The sequence below is a fragment of the Nostoc sp. MG11 genome, assembly GCF_014904695.1.
Classification (GTDB): domain Bacteria; phylum Cyanobacteriota; class Cyanobacteriia; order Cyanobacteriales; family Nostocaceae; genus Komarekiella.
The window spans coordinates 21364-44302 of sequence record NZ_JACXXN010000003.1 but is presented as its reverse complement, the minus strand read 5'-3'; the positions used below and the strand labels follow the sequence as shown (position 1 = coordinate 44302).

The following is a 22939-nucleotide window of genomic DNA, read 5'->3' as shown; positions in this document are numbered from 1 at the left end:
ATACTATGATGTAGTTTCTATGGGTAACTCCTGTATGGATAAATTACACCTTCAGCAGATGCTTGAAAGTATTTACCAAGAACTACTTCCTCGCTTACAAATTGAGAGTGTCAATCCCCATAACCCAGTAAAAGTAAACTATCTTCCTGAACCCTGGCGGCTTCTGGGTACGGGAAACTATGCTGCTGTCGTCTATCATCCCGACCATCCAGACCTAGTGGTGAAAATTTACGCGCCTGGTCGCCTAGGCTTTGAGGAGGAAGTGGAGGTTTATCGTCGCTTAGGTACTCATGCTGCTTTTTCTGAATGTTTCTATGCTAAAGAAGGCTTCTTAATTTTGAAGCGGCTGTATGGAGTTACTCTTTACAACTGTATGCACCTTGGTCTACGTATCCCAAAACAGGTTATACGAGACATTGATGAAGCTCTAGATTATGCCCGTCATCGCGGTCTTTACCCCCATGATATTCACGGTCGCAATGTCATGATGCATGAAGGTAGAGGATTAGTCGTAGATATCTCAGATTTCCTCGATAAACAGCCATGCTCGAAGTGGAATAACCTGAAAAAAGCTTATTACTGGCTATATCTCCCTCTTTTGTATCCACTTCGATTAAGAGTGCCTTACTTTGTTTTGGATCTCGTCCGCAAGGGCTATCGTTCAGGAGCTTTATTCAAATCATTCTGCCGTCGATTATTTCAGATATTACCTCATCGTTAATCTTTACATGCAGGAACAAATTTAGGGAGTGTGTAAAGGGACAGTAGCATCTCGATTAAGTATATGATGATTTAGTTCATTAATGAGTGTGATTTAGATTATTGAGTCGAGAAATAAGAATACTCTAAATTGCTGTCCTTCCTCAATCACTAATCCCGCTTCTATGTTCAACCTGAATCGTCGTCAGTTTTTATTGCGGAGTACTCTCGCGATCGCCGCAACTGTAACCTACGATCAAGTACAAGCCCAAAAACCAACTTCACCCGGCGCTTTACCCAAAGGATTGCCGCGTCGAAAAGTACTCATTGTCGGTGCAGGTATTTCCGGTTTAGTGGCAGCGTACGAATTAACAGCAGTTGGTCATGATGTCACCATTTTAGAAGCAAGGAAACGTGTCGGTGGTAGAGTGTTAACTCTGCGAGGAGTCTTTCAAGGAAAGGATTTAGAAGAACTTGGAGCGGCTAGAATCCCACCAAATCATCATTTAACCCTTGGTTACATCAAACATTTTGGTTTAAAACTTTCACAGTTTGCGCCGACAGATGGGAAATATCTGACAATGAAGGACGGAAAACGTCTATTAATCCCAGCGAAAGAACTATTTCAAAATCAACCACAAATCAATGCCCAAGAGATTCAAAAACTGACGGATGGATTCGATCTACTTCCCCAAGCATTTGCCCAAGTATTGACAAAAAAAATTAAACTTGATAATTCTGTTACTCACATTGTACAAACATCTAATGGTGTTGAAGTGTGGTGTTTGTCAGGGCAACGATATCTTGCTGATTATGTATTATGTACTGTCCCGTTAACCGTCTTAAATCAGATTACTTTTTCACCTGAACTATCTCCGGCAAAAAAACAGGCGGCGGCAGGAGGATATAACTATCGAGCAGCAACTCGTTGCTTTGTTAAATTCCCTAATCGGTTCTGGGAAAAAGAAAACTTAAATGGGTGGGGATTTTTCGAGGATGAAGAACTGTGGCATACTACCTGGGATAAACCTGAAAAAACGGGTATTCTTCATGCCTATCTAAAAGGAAAAAAAGCTCTTGAGATGGATGCTTTTGAGGGGAAAACTCAACAGACAAAACTACTCCAGTATTGGGAGAAGATTCTGCCTGGGGTAACTAATTACTCTGTGCGATCGCACTTTTATTCGTGGACAAAAGATGTCTGGTCAAAAGGAGGCTGGGCCTATCCAACAGATGAACAGGAGAAGAAACTATTTTCAGAATTAGGGAAGTCAGAAGGACAGATTTATTTCGCTGGAGAGCATACTTCCAAGATTAGAGGCTGGCTTCAAGGAGCATTAGAATCGGGACTCAACGCTGCTAAAGAAATTCACTTTGCTGGCTCTACCGTTCCCTTGATGAAAAGATGACCAAATAATTTTTAAGTGGGTACAATCCTGAACCAATTGTAATTACGAATTACGTAGCTTGTTTCCCGCTTTGCAGGTATTTAAATTACGAATTATTTTGATGCCTCATATAGCCATCACTGTCACTATTACTGGCTTCATTTTGTAAAATGAAAAACTCCAAGTCACTTGCGGGATGGAGTTTTTGGGCATGGGTAATGGGGAAGAAGTTACCAAGCCAAAGTGTACTAGTCCCTGAGAAATAGTTTTATTCCAAATGACACGCACACTTCAGGCGTGCCATTTAGATAAGCACCTTTTCCCTTTATCCTTTACCCTTTTCCCATCCGCTAAAGTTACGAAGACGGACTACTAGCAAACTATTTACGTACCAGGTTGAGCAGTTCTTTAGGAGATGCTAATAAATCAATCGCCACAAAGTAAATTTGTCCTTGGGGGTCGAGTAAGAATCGCCAAGCAATGTTCATACCGACGTTACCCCCAAACCAAGGAGTTTCGACCGTACCAGTAATTTTATGCTGTGTATAACCATCTTCTATGCTTTCCGAAATGCCCTTGGTTGGTTTCATGACCAAGCCTTGTCCTTCATCTTGTAAATAGGCGGTGATAGCCTCTCGCCCGACAATCGGTTTTTGGAAAGGCGGTTGCAATGCACCGTTGTTAGCAAATAAAGCAACAGCAGCTTCAACATTATCTGCGTTCATCGCTTCAATGTATTTCAGCACTGTTGGCTCTGTTACTCCCTCAATAGGTAATTGAGGAAGTTGAGATGTACGGGGGAATGTGAAGTTTATGACTTCTGCCTCCTTTGTGGAAGCCTGAGCCGGATCGAATCCCATGTTTACTACAGTATTTCGTAGTACAGTAATTTGCTGACTCTGGTCGATTTTCTGGACTGCTTCTAGTACTGCTTTAACTTCAGCTGACATTTGATAACCGAATGGCATGGGAGCAACGATACCCTGTTTCATCCACTCTCCTAGCTGCCACCAAAAACCCAGCTTTGCATTGACACCAAAGTATGCATAGGAACGGCTGATGGGAGTGTCAGCATTGGTTGCAAGATCCCTCATTAATTGCGTTTGTTCTTCATGAGACATCTGCTTAATTTGGTTGAATATACCTTCCATCAATTGCAGATTTGCCTTTCCTGGAGCAGCGGGAGTAATTGTACGACCTAATTCGGTGTAGGCGTACCAGAGAAATGCTAGTTTGTCGTCAATGTTGAGTTTGGCAAACATTGCTGTGGTGGCTGGAACCGCATCCGCCACCTGGGTGTTAGAAAAAATGTTACGCGCGGACTCGATAGTGTAATTCATGCTTATTACCTCAGAGATTTACCTATTAATTGGTTGCTTTCAGCTAAACTTTGCAGCTTGGGGGATAAATCTAGGGGATTTTTCCGGGATGACACAACCATCCCTAGATATCCAAGTTCGAGCCATTAACTACTCTAGTATGGTAGCTTGAAAACATTAACAAAAGACTAAGATTTATAAGATTTATCTGATGGATATCATTGAGAAAAATGCATATCAATTATTTTTGAAACTAAGTTGATATCCCAAAAAAAGTAAGTTTTTTAGATTATTTATATTTCTTGAGGAATATAAATTAATAAAGCATCTATCTATGTAGGTAAATAAATATAATTTGCTAACTAATTACTGGAATAACAATACATTTTGCAGTGATTGCAAGCTAGAAATGAATTTTATTTGCTCAAGATGAATTAAAGTATTTTGAATTAAGGGTTTCAGATTTTTTTTAATGAAAAGAACTTTGTGGCGATCGCAAAACTTTTTAGTCTACTGAATTTCATCAAACTTCCCTTATACTTCCACTCTACCTGCTTTCAATACAATCACTTGGTCAGCGCGACGTAACTTACCAAAGTATCTGTGGATACACCAGATAGTAAACTAGCCATACGTTCAAAGGATACTTCTGTATGCTTGTATAACGCCATAAACCCACCAAGGGAGGTAAAAAAGCTAGTTACAAAAGAGGTCATGAATTGATTAGTATATCGTAAGTAGCTGGACAGAAAAATTTATAATCATAATCAATATTTTCTAACTTTCAATAGGAAATATTGTTTTAATCTGTAGCGAAAAGCTGAGCCAGTCGCTTGGGCAGGTTTCCCGACTTTAGCTAACTGGCGTAGACGTCCACCAGAAGGCTTGTCGTTGGCAAAGCCTGTCTTAGAGAAAATATCCAAACCTTTCAAGACAGTCATCGCTCCACTCTGATCAGGGGGAAAGTACGCAGATATCGTACTTATGCTAGGGTTAATGGCGATCGCTTAACTGATTGACAAAAAGCGCTTTATCTCAAATTCTCACGGATGCATACTTGATACATAATGATTGGGATTACCGAAACTCTCCTAGTTCCCAGCCAATTGTCAGTTCTTTTTTATTATTTAAAACTCTCTTTTGTGGCATAAATTTAGTGAATGTGAGCGATATGTAGATAGCAGCATTGATTACTGGGGACTTAACGTATGAATAACACCACCTATCAGCTAGACGATTCCGCAATAACTTTGCCGATTTCCCAAATAGCTCGCATAACTGCCCAGCAGTTTGCCAATCAGCAGCCAACTCTTGAAAAAGCAGAGCAAGTGCGGCTGAACACACTAGCTGTATGGGTGGTGAATGACTACTTGCAGATGATGGAAATTCCTACTAACCTCCAAGCCAGTGATAGTTGGAACCCCGTCATCCGCCTCTGTGCAAATGTGGCTGATCTGGAGATACCTTCAGTTGGTCGTTTGGAGTGTCGCCCTGTACGTCTGCATCAGCAGACATGTGTGATTCCTCCAGAAACCTGGGAAGAACGAGTAGGTTATTTAGTTGTTCAATTTGATGAATCGCTTCAAGAAGCAAGGCTACTGGGATTTCTCCCCAGAGTCACAACTGAAAAACTGCCTTTGAATCAACTGCAACCTTTAGAAGCGTTAATTGATCATTTAGCAACACCTTTTGTGAATTTGAGTCAATGGTTTGCTGGGATATTTGAGACAGGCTGGCAAACTATTGAATCTTTATGGAACGTGCCGGAACTTAGACCAGCTTATGCTTTTCGCAGTACTGAAACCGTGGAAAAAAATGCCCTTAACCAGCCAGAAGCAGTAACCAGACGTGCAAAATTGATTGATTTGGGAATCCAAATTCTCAACCAGCCCGTCATGTTGATGGTGGAAATTACTCCTGAAACTGACCAACAAACCAGTATTCGTCTCCAATTACACGCTACTGGTAATAAAATTTACTTGCCACCAGGAGTGCAGCTGACTGTTATTGATAGTTCAGGAGCGGTGTTTCTAGAAGCTCAAACCAGAAAATCAGACAACTACATTCAGTTGCAGTTTCGTGGCGCATCCACAGAGCAGTTTAGCGTTAAAGTAGCATTGAATGATACCAGCATCACAGAACATTTCATGATTTGAAGCATGTAAATTTTCAAGTTTGGTTCGGTAATTATTAACTGGTAATTGGTAATTCGGGTAAAAATTCTAACTAGATTTTTTGAACATCTCTTTAAAAGAAGTTTGAGCAGTGGCTAGAACATAGAACATAAGTGTATAGAGTAGGTATTCCCGCATCCTCATGGGGAAACAAGCTACGCGCAACGTCGCAACCACAGGAGAAGACAAGGATAAAAGCATAAGAAATTCGGTGATTTTGAATTGGAGCAAAGCGACGGTCATGGGTAAGTTAGTAGTTCTAAAATTTGGAGAGGGTAGTTTTGAGCAGGGATTTGCTGTCACCCTTCAGATTGGTGAAGAATGCGATCGCCCCTCAACAGAAATCACGGGTAAGCTACCACCATCACCCGAAATGCCGCTTTACTATAGTCACTGGCAGTCTAGCTATCGACATTTGGGCAACCGTTATCGCCTCCATGCTGACAAAGTGCAGGTGACAAATGTATCAATGATCCAAGACTGCGAAAACACTGCCCATATTTTGCGGGCACGTTTCAACACCTGGCTGCGGGCGGAGGAGTTTCGTCCCTTGCGGGAGAAATGGCTAGAAAGATTATTGCCCACAGAAGAAGTGCGGGTGATTCTGCAAACGGAAAATAACCAATTGCAGCTATTACCTTGGCATTTGTGGGACTTGTTAGAACGCTATCCCAAGACTGAAATCGCCCTCGCTTCACCGACCTACGATCGCATTATCAAACCATGCACCCGAAACCAAGCAGTGAATATTTTGGCAATTGTCGGTAATAGCCAGGGAATTGATACTCAGGCTGACCAAGCTTTACTGCAACAGTGTAGTAACGCGGATATTAGCTTTGTAGTAGAACCACAACGCAAGGAATTGACCGACCATCTCTGGGGGAAAAACTGGGATATTCTTTTCTTCGCTGGTCACAGTTCCAGTCAGGGAAATGGAGAAAGTGGGCGAATTTACCTGAATCAAACTGATAGCCTCAGCATTGGTGAGTTGAAGTACGCTCTTAAAAAAGCTATTGAAAATGGGTTGCAACTGGCAATATTTAACTCCTGTGATGGGTTGGGATTGGCGCGAGAATTGGCTGATTTGCAAATTCCCCAGATGATCATTATGCGCGAACCCGTACCAGACCGGGTTGCCCAGGAGTTTTTAAAGTATTTTTTAGCAGGCTTTGCAGGTGGTGAATCTTTATACCAGGCGGTACGGCAAGCACGAGAACGGTTGCAAGGACTAGAAGATAAATTTCCCTGTGCAACTTGGCTACCAGTAATTTGCCAAAATCCCGCCCAAAAGCCACCGACTTGGGAAGAACTAAGGTGTGCAAACACCGAAGAAATACCGAATTTATCTGCCTCTCTTCAACGCAGATTTAACGTGCCTTTATTCTCTAGCCTAGCGATCGCAACCTTAGTCTGTGGGATGAGGTTTCTGGGACTGCTGCAAAGTGGAGAGCTAAAAGCCTTTGACTTGATGATGCGATCGCGTCCTGATGAAGGAATTGATTCACGCTTGTTAATAGTGACGATTGATGATAATGACTTGGCAACTCAACGACAAAATGGCGAATCATTCAAAGGAATTTCCCTATCTGACAGATCTCTCAACAAACTGCTGGCAAAACTGGAGCAGTACGATCCCAGAGCGATCGGTTTGGATATTTACCGTGATTTTCCGGCTGAGGAGCAAGATTTAACTACTCGTCTCCAACAGACTGAGAACTTGATTGGCGTCTGCAAGGGAAGTGATCGAACAGCAAACACTAAAGGCATTGAGCCGCCGCCGGAAATTCCAAAAGAGCGTGTAGGATTTAGCGATTTTGTTCTAGATAGCGATGGGGTTTTACGTCGGCATTTCCTGTTTATGAACCAAGAAGCAGCATCGTTGTGTTCAGCTTCCCATGCACTCAGTATGCAACTAGTATTCCGCTATCTATTGCCTTTAAAAATTAAACCTCAGTTCACTCTGCAAGGGAATTTGCAGTTGGGCAATAATGTTTTTTCGACTCTGAAGTCTCGCGCTGGGGGCTATCAAGGCATCGATCCCAATGGTCAAATCTTACTCAACTACCGCTCCTCAAAGCAGATAGCTGAGCAGGTAACGCTGACGCAATTTCTATATAGTCCAGTCAACCCCGGCGCCATCAAAGATAAAGTTGTTCTGATTGGTGTAGTAGCAAAAGGAGATTTTCGAGACACCTGGTCTACGCCATACGGAGCTTCTTTAGACAAACAAATGCCAGGAGTGCTGGTACAAGCGCATATGGTTAGCCAGATCCTCAGTAATGTCTTAGATAAGCGTCCGTTACTGCAGGTTTGGTCATTGTGGGTTGAGGTAATCTGGATTTGGGGTTGGTCTTTGGTCGGGGGAATACTTGCTTGGCAGTGGCGATCGCTTCCTCTGTTAGCATTAGCTGTCGGTGTTACCTCTGGTGTGCTATATCTACTCTGCTTTGGTCTGTTAATTTTGGGTGCTTGGGTGCCTTTTGTACCATCGGCTTTGTCGTTGGTAGCGACAGTTGGCTTGATGTCATTTCATAATTCAAAAATAAAAACTTAAAAAGTAAAAATATCTAAGACTTCGCCATCATGTTTAATGTTCTTTGTGCCTTTGTGTCTCTGTGTTGACAAAAACTAATTTAATTAACCACAAAGGCACTAAGACACTAAGTTTAATAGCACCGATAAAGCAAATTTTTCACCGCATTGACAGGGCTAGCATTACAATCATGCCCACCCCATAAGCTGGAAGTTTTAGATGAAATAATAAGCTTTGAAGCTCCTTGAAAATCCTAGTTCATCACTAATTGACTTAAGGAAAAGTTTTTATGAAGTCAAATTCGCAACCAATAAAACTGTTTTTAATAGTAGCTTTTAGCTGCACAAGTTTACTAAGTAGCCTAACCTCAGTACTGGCAAAACCAACCCTACCAGCTTCAGCTCGCGCTCAAGTTGTACGCTTTAATCCCCCCCCGCCTCCACCCGGGCCACCTCCTGGAGGTCGTCCAACTGGAGGAGCTAGCCGTGGAGGCAGCTTAAGTGTGTGTCCATCTGTCAAAACTGAACTCACTGCTCTAGTCCCCTTTAGCGAGAAACCTAGTACAGTCAAGAATGTCTGGGGATTGACAACCGTGGAACGCCCAAGCTGGTTGTTTTATGTGCCATATACTAAGGAGTCTACCTATCCAGCTGAATTTGTACTGCAAGATCAAGAATCAAACCCTATCTATCAAAAAGCGATCGCCCTACCAGAAAGTCCAGGAGTAATCCAGGTTTCTTTACCTACCAATGCTCCCCCATTAGAAGTAGGCAAACAATACCGCTGGTTTTTAACCGTTTATTGTGACCAACAAAAAGAATCACCGCCGATTTACGTTGAAGGGGTGATACAACGAGTCAACCTGAAACAGGCAACTGTTAAGGAGCTAAAGACAGCAGATCCTCTAAAACGTGTTGTTATCTATGCCCAAAATGGGATATGGTACGAGGCACTGACGACACTCGCAGAACTGCGTCAGAAAAATCCTCAAAATCCAGAACTTCAAGCAGAGTGGCGGAATTTGCTTGCTAGCGTCCGTTTAGATAAATTAGCAGCTGAACCGATTTTTTCAGAAACACGGTAAATGAGGAGTAGAGACGTTGCATTGCAACGTCTCTACTCTATTTTTTCTGCCGCAAATACTGGGGACGGCAGGGGTTTCCCCAACCAACCTGTCCAGGAGGTATGTGACTAAAAACACTACTACGAGCGCCAATTACTGCATTAGCTCCAATTTGCACTCCTGGCCCCACAAAACAATCTGCCGCTACCCATGCACCATTACCAACAGTGACACTCGCTGTTTTCAAACCAAAAGTAGGATCTTGGATATCATGACTACCAGTACATAAGTAACTTTTTTGCGAGATTACGCAGTGTTCACCGATAAGTATCTGATCGAGACTATATAAAACTACATCATCTCCAATCCAACTGTAGTCGCCAATGGTGACTTTCCAAGGATAGGTGAAGCGGGCCGTAGGTCGAATCAGCACGCCTTTACCAATACGAGCGCCAAACAAACGCAGCAAAGCACGACGCAAAATATTGAGTGGTTGAGGTGTGAGGGGAAAAGCGATCGCCTGCACAATCCACCACAACAAAATATACCAACCTGGACGCCCTCGATCAAACCAGGATTGGTCATACTTACGTAAATCTACAAAAGGTTTGTCATTGGTCATTAATCATTTGTCATCTCTTACAAAGTTGAGCCAGTTGCTTGGGCGGGTTAAGCGACTTGTGCGTTAGCGTAGCGGTAGCGACGCAGGAGCGTCACTGGCGTCTGAGGCAAGGCTTCCTTGGATCAGACTTTGCGCTTTGTCATTTGTCAAGAGTCAAGGGTCAAGAGACAGTATTTATTCTCCCCCTGCTCTTTTCCAATATCTTCTAACTTGCTGTTTGCCCAATTTCTTGAGTTAGAGATGCTGGCACAGACTTAGAAGTAGTTGTAGTATTTAGCTGACCACCACAGTTACGTAATTCGTAAAGTTTGACCCCAATTTGATATTCATATTGACTCAGCAAGCGTGCATAGATATATCCGGCTTTGCCATCCAAAAAACCGCGCTGAATAATGTAGAACAAAACAAATCGTAAAATTGGTTTAAATGGCAGACGCACCCACACTTTTTTCAAAAAGCGCTTACGTTGTACCGCATCACCAAATAGATTTGCACCAATAGTGCCGCTCTCGTCTTTACCTGTGAGAATATTGAAATAAACACGGGCTTCCCAGTTGGAATAGCGGTTGTGCCGTTCTAACCAGTGGTAAAGATCGCGGAAATCTTCGTGGAGCATATCATTTTTGAGATACCCGACTTTTCCCTGTAAAATCACATGTTCGTGAACTTCGTTATCACCAGTGTTGGGAATATCTTCGGTATTCAGGTTTTCGTAACGACCTTTTTGATGCTTGAATAAACGCAGATTCCAATCAGGATATTTACCACCGTGGCGAATCCATTTTCCTAAGAAAAAGACACGGCGATTCAGGTAGTAACCGTTATCTTGATTATTGTGAATTGCTTGGTCAATTTCTTCCCATAGTTCGGGGGTGATGCGCTCATCGCAATCTACAATTAATACCCATTCGTTGCGAAAAGGGAGATTATCTAAAGACCAATTTTTCTTTTTGGGCCACTGTCCATTGAAGCTGAATTGCACGACATTTGCACCGTGACTTTTAGCAATTTCAACACTATTATCGGTACTTTGAGAATCTACTACAAACACCTCATCTGCTCTAATAAGGCTAGCGAGGCAGGCTGGTAAGTTTGCTTCTTCATTTTTGGCTGGAATTAGTACTGAAACTGGTATTTTAGATGACATAAAATTTAAGTTTTTATTTGTTATTTTTTATTTGATTTTGAGATAAAAGACCTTGAATAGCCGCATTTAAGTAACCAATCTGACCATAAGCGTATACAAGTTTGTCAAATCGTTCTGCTGGGTCGGAGAAATATTGCACTGCTTTATATAAACCACGTAAAAAGCGTTCGCTACCACGCTGCAATTGAGCGATACCAGCTTTACCGGAGAGTTGTTCCCGATAACATTCACTGATACCTTGCCACCAGCCTCGGTTTAAAAACCAGGAACGTTGTAGCCTCTCTGGGGCAACATTGTGAGCCACTAAAGCTTCGGGCAGATAAGCAACTTGCCAACCACGCTGTAGGGCTAATTCGGTCATTTGCAGTTCTTCATTAGATAAGAGATTTTTCCCAACTCGACCAAGCTGAGGATCAAAACCTCCGATTTCTTCAAGAAAGCGGCGGCGGATAGAGTAATTCAAGCCTCTGGGTGTTAAACCTGGTTGTTCAATGTAAATGATGCTGTCACCTAAGTCGTATGCTCCCAGATTTCCAGCTAATCCTGGAGATATCCAGCGTGGTTGTTGAATACCTGGGGGCCATAGTAGAGTGACTTTGCCGCCTGCGATCGCTAACTGAGAATTATCTTGGTAGGCTAAATATAAAACTTGCAGCCAGCTAGGGCTAGCTACAGCATCGTCATCTAAATAAGCAAGAATATCACCACGAGCAACCTTTGCGCCGATGTTCCGAGCAACAGATAAACCGATGGTGGGTTCAAAGATGTACTTCAGACGGGGATCGCTGGCTCTTTGTTCTACAACTTCACGAGTGCGATCGCCAGACCCATTATCTACGACCACAACCTCAAAGTCAGTAGTGAAATCTTGCGCCAAAAGGCTATCAATCGCAGCACCTAAATACATGTCTCGGTTATGAGTGCAGATAATGGCAGAAATTTGAGGGTCTGGCATTTTGTTAGTTATCAGTTGTCAATTGTCAGTTATCAGTGTTCAGAGAGAACTGTTCACTATTTACATTTGCTGCCTGTTAATCTAAACCAAAAATTCCCAACCCACCAACCGAGTTTCTTCGGATATAATTTTTAAAACTTTATAATAAGCGGCGGAAAACCTCATCCGCCGCATAGAGGACGAGGCATAATTCTTCCCCATGCCGCATCTCCCGTGCCCACAAGGGACATGGTTTTTTATGTTTGTTGGATGTGACTGTGTAAAACCACGAGCGTTTGAGCTAATTGACTCAGACGGGTTTCCAGATATTGCTTGCGCCCCAATAGTTGACGTAACTTTTGGTAACGAGCGATTGCCATGCTGACTGTGGGAACTTGATCCGATGGACATGGACGTGACCAGACTTTACCAGAATTATCCACGCCACAGAGGCGATAGCCAGTACTGGATGATTGATAAGATACTTTCTTACCAGTCGCGCAGATTTCTTCTACGTAGTCCATGAGTCGGTCAACTTCCGCATGGCGCAGTGTTGCAGTTCCTCCCTGTTCTGGTTCTTGCAGATTAGATTCTAACCAGCCGTTAACAATTGGCCCTTCTAAATAAATATCTTGAATTTGCTGTAATATTTTTTGCAGTTCATTTTGCCAACCAGCGACAATTTCCTGAATTTCTTGTAATAGATTCATCGCCAAGGTTGGATTGGCTCCGTGGCGATGACTACTTAAGCTAGGAGTTTTAAACTTGGGTAGACTCGGTGTTTTATCATCACTCTCTTGTGCTTGAAAGGTCTGCACAGAGTCATGTTGGGGAAATAAATTTTGTTCGGCTGAATAGTCTCCATCGGCATCTACATCAAGGTCTACTGTTTGCCCTTGTGCTTTTACGTCCTCTTCAGATGGCGTCTGTGTGCTTTCTGTAGGTTCATTTGCGCCGACGCTAATCCTAAAGGAGAAAGGCCGCTTTGTCGAATCACCTGTTTGATCGGCGGAGGCAGTGCCGCGAGTCCCTATATCGTGTAGAGTTGCCTCAATGCGTTTTAAGCCTGCTTTCATAAAAGATAACCTTAAATTTGCTGTCCCCAATGGTGTTAAATAATTATGAATGGGGTTGTTGGGATTTCGGCTCTTGCCATTTGTGGCATCAAAGATGCTGTGCTGGTGCTAATTTTATCTCCTAAAAGTTATTTGTTAGCAAAAATTTCACCTGTAAAGTAAAAAACTGTGGTAATAAATTAGTACCATAGTTATCTTTTCTAAGATACTAAGGAAACAACTTTGGGTAAAGTCATCTTAGTCACAGGGCCAGCACGATCTGGTAAAAGTGAGTGGGCGGAAACTTTGGCGATGCAGTCGGGGAAAGCAGTTGTTTATATAGCAACAGCTAATGACAACCCAGATGACCAAGAGTGGCACAAACGCATTCAAAAACACCAAAATCGTCGCCCTCAAGACTGGGTGACGCTCTGTGTACCTATAGAACTGTCTGCTACCCTAGCTGATGCGAAGCCGAATACTTGTCTGTTGATTGATTCTTTGGGAACTTGGGTAGCTAATTTCTTAGAACAAGACGACCTCAGCTGGGAAAATGTCCTTACAGAGTTGTTGGAGACGGTGCAGCTGGTTGCTGCTGATATGCTATTTGTTGCAGAAGAAACGGGTTGGGGTGTAGTACCAGCTTACCCTCTTGGTCGGACATTCCGCGATCGCCTGGGTTCTCTGGTGCGCCAGTTAGGTCTGCTTAGCGAAGCCGTTTATTTAGTCACTGGCGGTCATGTCCTCAATCTCAGTGTTCTTGGTTCACCATTGCCAAATATAGAGGAAGCAGGAGAAGTAAAGAGTCAAGATTCTTAACTCTTGATTCAAATTAAGCCAAAATCTCAAATCTAAAATCTAAAATTGTAATATGGCAACCAAACAAGAAGTTAGAGAATATCTTGCCTACTGGTTTCAGTTAGGTAAGAGAGTTATCACGGGTAATGGTCAGGCAAGCTTTTTGCCCCAACCAGTACTAAAAGGCGATCGCTATAGTCAAGAATTTGAAGAGTGCTGGCAAAAAATTCTCTCGCCAGAATCAGGTGATTGCTACTTGGAAGGTACGCAAGAAACCATTGCTGAACTATTGACATCAGAATGGGATATGCTACCTTGCAGCCGTTGCGCTATGCCAGTAGCCGCACGAAACGTTGGTATACCAGCATTATTATGTCCCTGTAATAATTTACCTAACTGGCCGAATACAGAGCTACCAGCACCGCGTAGCCCAATTAATAGCCAAGAACAACTAGTGCTAATTCGTAAACGGCTTCTGGATAATCTTCCCTCAGCAAATAACTGAAGTCACGAACAAAATCAAAAAAGCTCAATTGGTGATGTCCCTCTTTAGGGCATCAGCCTATCTTATAGCAATCCCAAATCCTTAAAACTTCGTCGTGTAATCTCGATTCTCGCGACTGCATCCTCTGGCTTATACATGTCAATGGTTGTCGCAAAGAAATAAACGTTTTTATTCTGTTCTAAATAGCCCACGAACCAACCAACTTCTGGGTTAGTGCTATCTAGCCATCCCGTTTTTGCTCGCAGTGTGTAGTCTGGAGTTTGTTCGCGCACCATAATATCTTTGACAAGATTCATTGTCCGTTGCGAGAAGGGCAAATTGCCTCTATACAACCTTTGCAAAAACTCTATTTGCTCTTTGGGTGTAATTTTTAATGGCCCTTGCAACCAGAAACGATCAATGTCTGCGGCAGTACCAATTTGACGGTTGCCATAATTAACTTTATTAATCAATTGCTGCATCCGCTCATGTCCAGCTTTGCGTGCTAGTACTTTATAGAACCAGACAGTTGAATCCTTGAAGGCTTGACGCAAATTCGTATCATGATTCCACGCATCAATATTCCGGTGAATTCCATCCCAAGTCAGGACAGCCACATCATCAGGAATGATACCAGTTTCAAGAGCCACCATCGCGTTGAAAATTTTGAATGTTGAACCTGGAATAATTGCAGTTGCGTTACGTTGAAAATTATGTTCGTAGGTTCGGTTTTTATTTAAGTCGTAAATCAAGATCGAACCCTCAAGCCCAAATTTTTTGAAGTGTCGCCCTAGATTTGGTGCTTGAGCAATCACTGTTGAAGTTACAGAAGATTGAGCCAGAACATGCATTGCCCCAAAGTTAATTATGGTTAGCAAAGTAAGGCATCCAATGACTGTGAAAACAACAAATTTTAATCGCCAGATGCGAAACAAGATTTTTTCTCCTTACAGATTAAAAGACACTTAAACGTAAAAGGGATTGGGGATCGGGGATTGGCGACTCCGATGCTCGTACTAGGCTAACGCCGTGACGAGTCGATTTACCTAATTTTCTCATCCTAACGTCCCTATAACCTGCAAAACTTCTAAAATTGTTAATTTGGTGGATCAAAACGATTCACAACTGTCGCCCATATAATCATCGGTGAACCTACCGCTAAACAAAATAACCATTGCTGCAAACTCAATGGTGCTGTTGAAAAAACCTCATTAATTAACGGCACATGAGCAAAAATGATTTGTAAAATAATTGCCCCAATAATCCCAAAACCAATTGCAGGAATATTAACATTTTCTTTAATTGTTCCATCCATCTTAGCAATGAGATTTGGAATTAATTGACTAATACTCAATAAATAGAATATTCGTCCAGCAATTAGAGAATTAATCGCCATTGTCCGAGCTAAATCCACATTGCCAGTTATTTGGCGGATGTATTCAAATACTCCGAATATGACAATCCAGTTAAACAGAGAAATTGCTAAAATTCGCTTGATGCGACTCCCCGATAGCAATGGTTCATTAGGACGACGCGGCTGTTGTTGCATAACATTTTGCGCCTTCGGTTCAAATGCTAAAGGTACTGTCATTGTGATGGAATTCAGCATATTCAACCAGAGAATTTGTAGGGATAAAATTGGTAAATCTCTAGCAAGTAATGTGCTAATAAGAATCGTCATTGATTCCCCACCGTTGACAGGCAAGATAAAACAAATCGCTTTTAGGAGGTTTTTGTAAACCGCGCGTCCTTCCTCTACAGCAGCTTCAATGGAGGCAAAGTTATCATCAGTAAGTAGCATATCAGATGCTTCTTTGGCTACTTCTGTACCAGCACCACCCATCGCAATACCAATATCTGCTTGTTTCAAAGCTGGTGCATCATTCACACCATCCCCCGTCATGGCGACTACTTCGCCTTTTGATTGTAAAGCTTCGACTAAACGCAGCTTTTGTTCTGGTGCGACACGGGCAAAGACTACTCCCTCTTCGGCAACTTGGGCGAGTTCTGTTTTATCCATTTGCGTGAGTTCTGCGCCTGTAAAAGCTAGAACTGAGCCATTTTTGTTGATTCCCAAGCGGCGAGCGATCGCCTGTGCTGTAACCGCATGATCTCCGGTAATCATCTTTACCTGGATTCCCGCCGATTGACAGGCTTGTACTGCCCTAATTGCACTTTCACGTGGCGGATCAATCATCCCCTGCAACCCTAAGAAAATTAACCCGGTGGCAATATCTGGATGATCTACCGTATTTTGTTGCTCGCTGACAGGCTTTTTCGCCAAAGCTAATACTCGCAAGCCCTGCCGTGCCATGATATTTACTTCCCTCTCAATAGTGGTTTGCTTTAAAGTTTCTACACAATCTAGCGGGCGGGGTTGTCCATCATTATTTAGCATCAGATTGCAGCGTTGGAGAATTGCCTCTACTGAACCCTTGACATAAATAGTCTTTCCTTTGGGAGTAGTGTGCAAAGTTGCCATGTATTGGAACTCAGATTCAAACGGAATTCCATCCAGCTTAGGCATTTGCTTTGCTAGGGTAGACTGGCTGAAACCCGCTTTGTTAGCTGATGCAATTAAGGCTCCCTCTGTGGGATCTCCCATGACTATCCACTTGTCATCCTTCTTTTCTATATGGGAGTCATTGCACAGCAATCCTGCTAACAGGCATTCTTGCAAACCCTTCTCACCGTTTAAGTTCACTGGTTTGTCATCGATGAGGATTTCTCCCGTTGGTGCGTAACCTAAACCGCTGACTGTATATTGATGTCCCCCAGCGTAGATTGCTTGCACTGTCATTTGGTTTTCTGTCAAAGTCCCAGTTTTATCGGAACAGATGACGGTAGCGCTACCCAAGGTTTCCACTGCTGGCAATTTGCGAATAATGGCATGACGCCGCGCCATCCGCGAAACACCTATGGCTAGTGTGACTGTAACTACGGCTGGTAAACCTTCTGGGATGGCACTTACTGTTAAAGCGATCGCAGCTTCTAAGGCTTCTTGAAAGCCCCGAAAGCTTAATCCCACCACAAAGCAGAGGCTAGCTAGCCCTAGCACCATGTACAGCCAATTCTGACTGAATTTGTCGAATTTTCGGGTTAAGGGCGTGGAAATGTCGATATGCTGCTGCATTAACTGGGAAATTCGCCCTGTCTCGGTGGCGTTTCCTGTAGCAACTACAATACCAGTCCCTTGCCCAAAAGTAACGAAGCCTCCGGCATAAGCCATATTTTTACGCTCTGCTAAAGCTGCGTGCAGATTTAAAACACGAGTGTCTTTTTCTACGGCTACCGACTCACCTGTGAGAGCAGATTCATCAATTTGCAAGTTCCGCACTTGGATTAAGCGTAAATCTGCTGGTACTTTGTCGCCAGAAGTCAGCAACACAATATCACCAGGAACTAATTCTCGTGAGGGAATGCGTAATTTTTGACCATTGCGGATGACAGTAGCTTCTGTGGTAATAGCTTTAGCTAGGGCTGCGATCGCACTTTCGGCTTTCGATTCCTGAATAAATCCAATAATGGCGTTGGTGGTAGTGACGCCCCAAATTACCCCCGCATTCACCAAACTGCCAGTTATTGCTTTCACAAAACCCGCACACAGCAAAATAATTAGCAATGGCTGGTTAAATTGCAGCAGAAATTTCCACCACCAGGGTTTGCCTTTTTTGGCAGTAAGTTCGTTAGCCCCTAAATCAGTTAATAGCTGTTTTGCCGTCGCGCTACTTAAACCTGTCTCGGCATCACTTTGCAAGCGGGCGATCGCTTGGGAAATATCCAAACTATGCCAGATAAGCTGTTTATCTTCTGGCGCAATGGTAGACACTGCCTGAGCCATATTTGTAATCCTTTTTAAAAGTGTCAAATCTAATATGGCACGATTTATTAGTGTCAAGCATTTTATAGCACTATTTGTTTTTGATACTAATCATAGTTGTCCTCAATGGTTGCTGAGTAATCACAGAAGTGAGTATGCTTTCGTTACAGGCGAAAGGCGGGTGAATTTGGATTTGTCTACTCCTTTGCAATTAATTGGGCGATCAGCAGAATTTCAGCGCATTGTTGAAGTACTTGCCCAGGATGGCGACTTGCTGATTACTGGAGTACCTGGAGGCGGACGGCGTACCTTAGTGCGGGGAGCAGCGCAAGAAGTCGGTGCGATCGTGCTGGAAATAGACTGCATCCGCGCTACAGATGGGGAGCGATTTGTACAGTTGCTAGCAGAGGCGATTAGCCAAAACTGGCAACCAGCAAAAGTTCAAGATTGGGTTGTCAAGAGTGCTAGTCAGTTTTTTATTTACGTGTTGGAGGGAAATGGTGGGAAACTAAAACTATTGCGATCGCCAAATGTCAAAGCAGATGCGTTCAACCAACAACTATGGCAAGCATTTGAACTATTGCTAGAGTTGCCGCAAATCATGGCTATTGATTTGCATAAGCGAGTAGTGCTGATTTTGCAGAGTTTCCCTCACATCCGCTCTTGGGATCGCAATGGTTTGTGGGAAGCCACATTCAGGCGAGAAATTAAAGTGCATACTCATGTTAGTTACGTTCTCATAGCAACTATTGCTGAGACAAGTAATCATGCAGATGAGACTAACTATCCTCTAGAAACTGTACAATTACCACCCTTAGCTAAGGACGTTTTAGCAGTGTTAACTAGGGAAACGTTGCATACACAGGGACTAACATTTGATTCTCGCTCAAAAGCACTACAACTATTTTTAGATGCTGTACAGGGACACATTGGCGATGCTATGGCACTAATTCGCCGCCTGCAAACTTTGTGTCGTCCTGATAAATTAATTACTGAGCAAGAGGTAGAGCAAGCAATTGCTGGACTGCTCCAAGACCTGTCTATCACGTTTGAGTCATTACTGATGCTACTTCCAGCAAATCAGGTGCATCTTTTGGAATGTTTGGCTCTAGATCCCACAGACAAACCGCAAAGCAAAGATTACATTCAAAAAAATGGACTTTCGAGGGGTGGTAGCCTTCAGGGTGCTTTGAATGGGTTACAGCATAAAGGTTTGATTTACAGTGCTGAGCAGAGTTATCAACTGGCATTACCTTTACTAGCTTTGTGGTTGCGTCAGCGGTTGAGTTAACCTCTGTAGAGACGTTGCAATGCAACGTCTCTCTATATACAGGACTTACGCACTCAGATCCCCCAACCCCCTTAAAAAGGGGGGCTTTAGAAGTTCCCCCCTTAAAAAGGGGGGCTAGGGGGGATCTAGGTTTCAGGCTTCAGTGCGTAAGTCCTAATATATTAATAGAAACCAGTATCTTGCAAAAACTCAATAATTGCTGCATTCACTACTTTAAAAGCACCTGTTGAGGCGTCATGACAACAATTAGGCAGAATTTGTAACCGGGAATTGAGCAGGCGTTGATGCAATTTCTCACCATGACTAGCTGGAAACCAACTATCTTGCTCGCCCCACAAAATTAGTGTAGGACACCTAATAGCATCCAAGTTATTTTGAATTTTACTGAGCATATTTGGCTTATTCTCTTGGAAATTCTCAATTTCTCGCGCTGCTATTTGTAATTCTTCTGCGACTTTCACAAGAGTGCCGGGTAGTTCAATAAACGGGTAAGTTATCCAGTAGACATCTTCCTGTGTCAGGATTGATGGATCGAACAGCACCCCACGCCTTTCTATTGCCATAATTTCTCTAACTACAGGTGCTAATAAATATGCCAAACGTAAAGAGTCAATTGTTTGGACTATTTCTAAAGGTGCGTGGGCAAGCAATGACATCGCCCAGTGAGGTAATTGTTCGGCAAAAATAGGTGCATTTACTACTACTAATCGCCCAATTAGTTGGGGATTTTCTTGAGCAAGGGCAAGAGCAACTAATGCACCTAAAGATTCTGCTACAATCACTGGAGGTTCATCACATAATGCCTGAATAATTCTCTCTAACTCAATAACTTGATGACCGTTATCTTCTCTGCGGGACAATGGTTTTTCTGAGAAACCATAGCCTTTGGCATCAAAACAAATCACACGAAAATATTTAGATAATGGTGCTATGCTGTTGCGCCAATTGTAGCTCCAACTGCCCATGCCATGTAAGAAAATTAACGGCTTACCTATACCTTTTTCGCCGTAAGCGATTTGTACAGGATATCCTTTAGCATCAGTAATAATTAGACTTTGCCGCCCTTTAGGAAAAGTGGCTTGCCACCAATCTTTCATTCTGTCAATAACTAATTTAAGTACCAGTGAAGGCGTTCAATAGAATTCTAATTAGTATCACAGGTAATGCTACTAAGACAATAGCGATTAGCAATAATCCAACAAAAACGGCAAAGATAAACCACTTGTCTGCACTCCTTTTCTGGCTAGGAAACTTTAAGTGTTCTTCTAATAGCTTGAGATTATGGGTATTAGCTGTCCAGGCAAAATCAAAAAAGTCTCCCAACACTGGGATAGCGCCTACTAAGCCATCAATAATCACATTCAAAACCATTCTACCCAAAGTGGCTCTAGACGCACCCAGCCTCGCTGCTTCTAGGATGATGTAGCTAGAAAGCATGATTCCTAAAAAATCGCCACCAATGGGTACAAGCCCTATAAGTGGATCTAGACCAATGCCAACTTTTGTTCCGGGAATCGTGATCATACTATCCAGAAGTCGGCTCATTTGACGCAGGCGCTTTAAGCTAGGTGCTTTAGCATCAGGTTCAATCATTGAAAACTGAGGGGGAGATTCAGACATTGGGGCGATCGCTTATTTGTATTGAATCGTTAGATATTTTACTCCCATACTGAGATCTTTTAACAGGTTACACGGGGATTTATGAGTATATTTATCTTTAATATTCTTCGCTAGATTGCGATACTTACGGTAAGCTACGCTAACGCGTTTTCAGGCGCATATCTTCACCAACACTCACATTTAATTGGTCGCCTACTAACAGAACAGCAGCGCTCATCCACAACCATAGCATTAACACTATCACAGTCCCTACTGCACCATATACTTTATTATAGTTGCCAAAATTAGCCACATAAAGCCGAAATAGGGCAGACAAAATTGCCCAGGAAACAGCTGCTAAAATTGCTCCAGGCATCATTGGTGTGCCTGAGTTCCATCTGCTTGGGCCATAGCGATAGATAAAGCTAAAGGCAGCAGCAACAATACTTAAAGCTAGAGGCCAGCGTAACAGTTGCCAAATATGTAATAAAAAGACTAAATAACCATTTTCACGCACCACTAATGCTAAAAGTAGGTCACTAATAAAGACTAAGAAAGAAGCCAACACCAAAAGCAATATAGTACCGACTGTTAATCCCAAAGAGACGAGTTTTGCTTTCCAAAAGGGGCGCGTATTTTCTGAGGGAATTTGATGAATTTGATCAAAGGCAGTCATAGCTGTACTGACTGCTCCAGAAGCAGTCCAAATTGCGATCGCAAAGCTCAAAGAAAACAAGCCACCATTTTTGGGGTCAGTAATTTCTGTGGTGGCAAAATCACGAATTAGCAGCAGCGCATCTTCGGGTAAAACTTGACTCAGTTGCACCGCTAGTTGTTTAAAGGTGTCTTGCAAAGATTCTTCAAATAAGCCAATAGCTGTGAGGATAGCAATAATCGCTGGAAACAGCGATAACATGGCGTTGAAAGCAATTTCCGAAGCAAGTCCTAAAAGTCGTCTTTCAGTTGTCCTAGCAAAAGTTCTCTTGAGTGTACGCAAATTGAGGTGGCGAAAAAAGCGGACAAAACGAGGATTTGTCATAACTACAGTTGCAGCTGATTCAGCGAGTCAAAATTGCAAAAAGAAAAGTTTTTTTAGCAAAGCTTTTGGTTTTTCTCTCAAAATTGGGGTTAAACGATTAAAGGACAATTGACACTGGTAAGTTTCTCCGTGATTCTACCGTAAGATTGAGTATTGCACTTCGTTGATACTCTGTTCCTATTTGCGAGGCTATTTGCTCACTGCTGATTTACCACTTTGACTGTAGGTATAAAGTGGGATAGAAATTAAGAAAATTCTTTCTTTAGCTCCAGCAGCCTATCATATTAATTTTCGATTAAAAGTTTTAATTACAAAGCTGTTTTCTGGACTCTCAAACAATATTACTTATCCTAATTTGATATCAGTGTTTATCGGAAAAGGTAAATCAAAGTAACACAAAATAATTTTCTATGAGTCAAGACTTAACACAACAATGGTTGACGGAAATTCAGAGCCTCAAACAACAACTGGCAGAGCTGCTGCGCGATCGCGATGCGGCTTGGGAAAGCGCCCAAAAATGGCGTAAACTTTACAATACAGAAGCAGAACAACGCCGCACAGATGCCCAAATGTCACAACAGGCGATCGCATCCCTCAAGGCAGAGCTTCAGAAACTCCAGGGTAGTGAAGAAGAGAGACTTGCTGATGGTACAGCAGTAACAGCTATCCAACAAGAAATAGAACCACTAAAATCTGTAGAGGACATGCAACTTAAACTCATCGCTGTCATCAAAGAACGCGATCGCTTGGTGCAAGCTTTGAAAACTGAGCAAGATAACCACGCTCAAACCCGCAACAGTCTCACTACCGCCTTGGGTGATGCTATTGATCGGTTGACACAAGAGCGCGATCTGGGGAAGAGGGGAAGAGGGGCAGGGGGCAGGGAGCAGGGGGAGAATAAATACTGACTCTTGACTCAGAACTCAGAACTCAGCACTCAGCACTGAGTATGGTAGACCAATATTTTCTGGAAG

Annotated in this window: 22 protein-coding genes; 10 read left to right on the top strand and 12 right to left on the bottom strand. The window is 42.8% G+C overall.

The annotated features are described in order from the left end of the window. Positions 1-34 precede the first annotated feature (34 nt). Together HCR01_RS05490 and HCR01_RS05485 are read left to right on the top strand one after the other, a co-directional pair. Positions 35-721: a serine/threonine protein kinase gene (locus HCR01_RS05490; protein WP_193195591.1), complete on the top strand. Its 687-nt coding sequence runs from the start codon at positions 35-37 to the stop codon at positions 719-721. 163 nt (positions 722-884) lie between these two features. After that, on the top strand, positions 885-2108 hold the full coding sequence (locus HCR01_RS05485) for a flavin monoamine oxidase family protein (RefSeq protein WP_193195262.1): 1224 nt from the start codon (positions 885-887) through the stop codon (positions 2106-2108). 359 nt (positions 2109-2467) lie between these two features. Here HCR01_RS05485 and HCR01_RS05480 read toward each other — a convergent pair whose 3' ends face one another. Beyond that, the gene (locus tag HCR01_RS05480) at positions 2468-3427 is read right to left on the bottom strand and encodes an orange carotenoid protein N-terminal domain-containing protein (RefSeq protein ID WP_193195261.1); all 960 of its coding nucleotides are present in this window, start codon (positions 3425-3427) and stop codon (positions 2468-2470) included. Between HCR01_RS05480 and HCR01_RS05475 the strand changes: the two genes are divergently transcribed. Further along, complete coding sequence (locus HCR01_RS05475) at positions 3426-3578, top strand: hypothetical protein (protein ID WP_193195260.1); 153 nt, start codon at positions 3426-3428, stop codon at positions 3576-3578. The two genes, HCR01_RS05480 and HCR01_RS05475, sit on opposite strands and share 2 nt — an antisense overlap. 394 nt (positions 3579-3972) lie before the next feature. Here the strand turns inward: HCR01_RS05475 and HCR01_RS05470 are convergent, their stop codons facing one another. Further along, positions 3973-4122 (bottom strand): hypothetical protein, encoded by a 150-nt coding sequence (locus HCR01_RS05470; protein WP_193195611.1) that lies wholly within the window; start codon positions 4120-4122, stop codon positions 3973-3975. A 51-nt stretch (positions 4123-4173) separates the two neighbouring features. Beyond that, a complete protein-coding gene (locus tag HCR01_RS05465; protein ID WP_193195259.1) occupies positions 4174-4347 on the bottom strand; it encodes a hypothetical protein in 174 nt (57 codons plus the stop codon). Between the two features lie 267 nt (positions 4348-4614). Between HCR01_RS05465 and HCR01_RS05460 the strand changes: the two genes are divergently transcribed. The 3 genes from HCR01_RS05460 to HCR01_RS05450 all read left to right on the top strand — a co-directional run bounded on the left by HCR01_RS05460 (position 4615) and on the right by HCR01_RS05450 (position 9197). After that, positions 4615-5562 (top strand): DUF1822 family protein, encoded by a 948-nt coding sequence (locus HCR01_RS05460; protein ID WP_193195258.1) that lies wholly within the window; start codon positions 4615-4617, stop codon positions 5560-5562. Positions 5563-5821: 259 nt separating this feature from the next. Next, positions 5822-8134 carry a CHASE2 domain-containing protein gene (locus HCR01_RS05455; RefSeq protein ID WP_193195590.1) on the top strand — a complete coding sequence of 771 codons (2313 nt, stop codon included), beginning with the start codon at positions 5822-5824 and terminating at the stop codon, positions 8132-8134. Between the two features lie 268 nt (positions 8135-8402). Continuing rightward, entirely contained in the window at positions 8403-9197 is a 795-nt protein-coding gene (locus HCR01_RS05450) for a DUF928 domain-containing protein (RefSeq protein WP_193195257.1), read from the top strand. A 37-nt stretch (positions 9198-9234) separates the two neighbouring features. Here the strand turns inward: HCR01_RS05450 and hpsU are convergent, their stop codons facing one another. From hpsU to HCR01_RS05430, 4 genes are all read right to left on the bottom strand, one after another. Then, positions 9235-9798, bottom strand: a complete 564-nt coding sequence (gene hpsU / locus HCR01_RS05445) for a hormogonium polysaccharide biosynthesis acetyltransferase HpsU (RefSeq protein WP_193195256.1) — start codon at positions 9796-9798, stop codon at positions 9235-9237. 205 nt (positions 9799-10003) lie between these two features. Next, positions 10004-10945, bottom strand: coding sequence for a glycosyltransferase family 2 protein (locus HCR01_RS05440; RefSeq protein ID WP_193195255.1), 942 nt, complete (start codon positions 10943-10945; stop codon positions 10004-10006). A 13-nt stretch (positions 10946-10958) separates the two neighbouring features. Then, complete coding sequence (locus tag HCR01_RS05435) at positions 10959-11900, bottom strand: glycosyltransferase (protein WP_193195254.1); 942 nt, start codon at positions 11898-11900, stop codon at positions 10959-10961. Positions 11901-12136: 236 nt separating this feature from the next. Continuing rightward, complete coding sequence (locus HCR01_RS05430; protein ID WP_193195253.1) at positions 12137-12955, bottom strand: hypothetical protein; 819 nt, start codon at positions 12953-12955, stop codon at positions 12137-12139. Positions 12956-13177: 222 nt separating this feature from the next. Between HCR01_RS05430 and cobU the strand changes: the two genes are divergently transcribed. Together cobU and HCR01_RS05420 are read left to right on the top strand one after the other, a co-directional pair. Next, positions 13178-13753, top strand: coding sequence for a bifunctional adenosylcobinamide kinase/adenosylcobinamide-phosphate guanylyltransferase (cobU, locus tag HCR01_RS05425; RefSeq protein ID WP_193195252.1), 576 nt, complete (start codon positions 13178-13180; stop codon positions 13751-13753). Between the two features lie 52 nt (positions 13754-13805). After that, positions 13806-14237, top strand: a complete 432-nt coding sequence (locus HCR01_RS05420; protein ID WP_193195251.1) for a hypothetical protein — start codon at positions 13806-13808, stop codon at positions 14235-14237. A gap of 62 nt (positions 14238-14299) precedes the next feature. Here the strand turns inward: HCR01_RS05420 and blaOXA are convergent, their stop codons facing one another. Further along, positions 14300-15151, bottom strand: coding sequence for a class D beta-lactamase (blaOXA, locus tag HCR01_RS05415; protein WP_226889151.1), 852 nt, complete (start codon positions 15149-15151; stop codon positions 14300-14302). 161 nt (positions 15152-15312) lie between these two features. Continuing rightward, positions 15313-18057: a cation-translocating P-type ATPase gene (locus HCR01_RS05410; protein WP_193195250.1), complete on the bottom strand. Its 2745-nt coding sequence runs from the start codon at positions 18055-18057 to the stop codon at positions 15313-15315. Positions 18058-18217: 160 nt separating this feature from the next. On the opposite strand from HCR01_RS05410, the gene HCR01_RS05405 reads away from it, so the two are divergent. Beyond that, entirely contained in the window at positions 18218-19327 is a 1110-nt protein-coding gene (locus tag HCR01_RS05405) for an ATP-binding protein (protein WP_193195588.1), read from the top strand. Between the two features lie 161 nt (positions 19328-19488). On the opposite strand, the gene HCR01_RS05400 is transcribed toward HCR01_RS05405, so the two are convergent. The 3 genes from HCR01_RS05400 to HCR01_RS05390 all read right to left on the bottom strand — a co-directional run bounded on the left by HCR01_RS05400 (position 19489) and on the right by HCR01_RS05390 (position 21965). Continuing rightward, entirely contained in the window at positions 19489-20424 is a 936-nt protein-coding gene (locus HCR01_RS05400; protein ID WP_193195249.1) for an alpha/beta fold hydrolase, read from the bottom strand. Positions 20425-20440: 16 nt separating this feature from the next. Further along, positions 20441-20947, bottom strand: a complete 507-nt coding sequence (locus tag HCR01_RS05395; RefSeq protein WP_193195248.1) for a DUF4112 domain-containing protein — start codon at positions 20945-20947, stop codon at positions 20441-20443. 139 nt (positions 20948-21086) lie between these two features. Continuing rightward, positions 21087-21965, bottom strand: coding sequence for a YihY/virulence factor BrkB family protein (locus HCR01_RS05390; RefSeq protein ID WP_193195247.1), 879 nt, complete (start codon positions 21963-21965; stop codon positions 21087-21089). A 410-nt stretch (positions 21966-22375) separates the two neighbouring features. Here HCR01_RS05390 and HCR01_RS05385 point away from each other — a divergent pair, with 410 nt between their 5' ends. Next, the gene (locus HCR01_RS05385; RefSeq protein ID WP_193195246.1) at positions 22376-22873 is read left to right on the top strand and encodes a hypothetical protein; all 498 of its coding nucleotides are present in this window, start codon (positions 22376-22378) and stop codon (positions 22871-22873) included. The last annotated feature ends 66 nt before the right edge of the window (positions 22874-22939 follow it).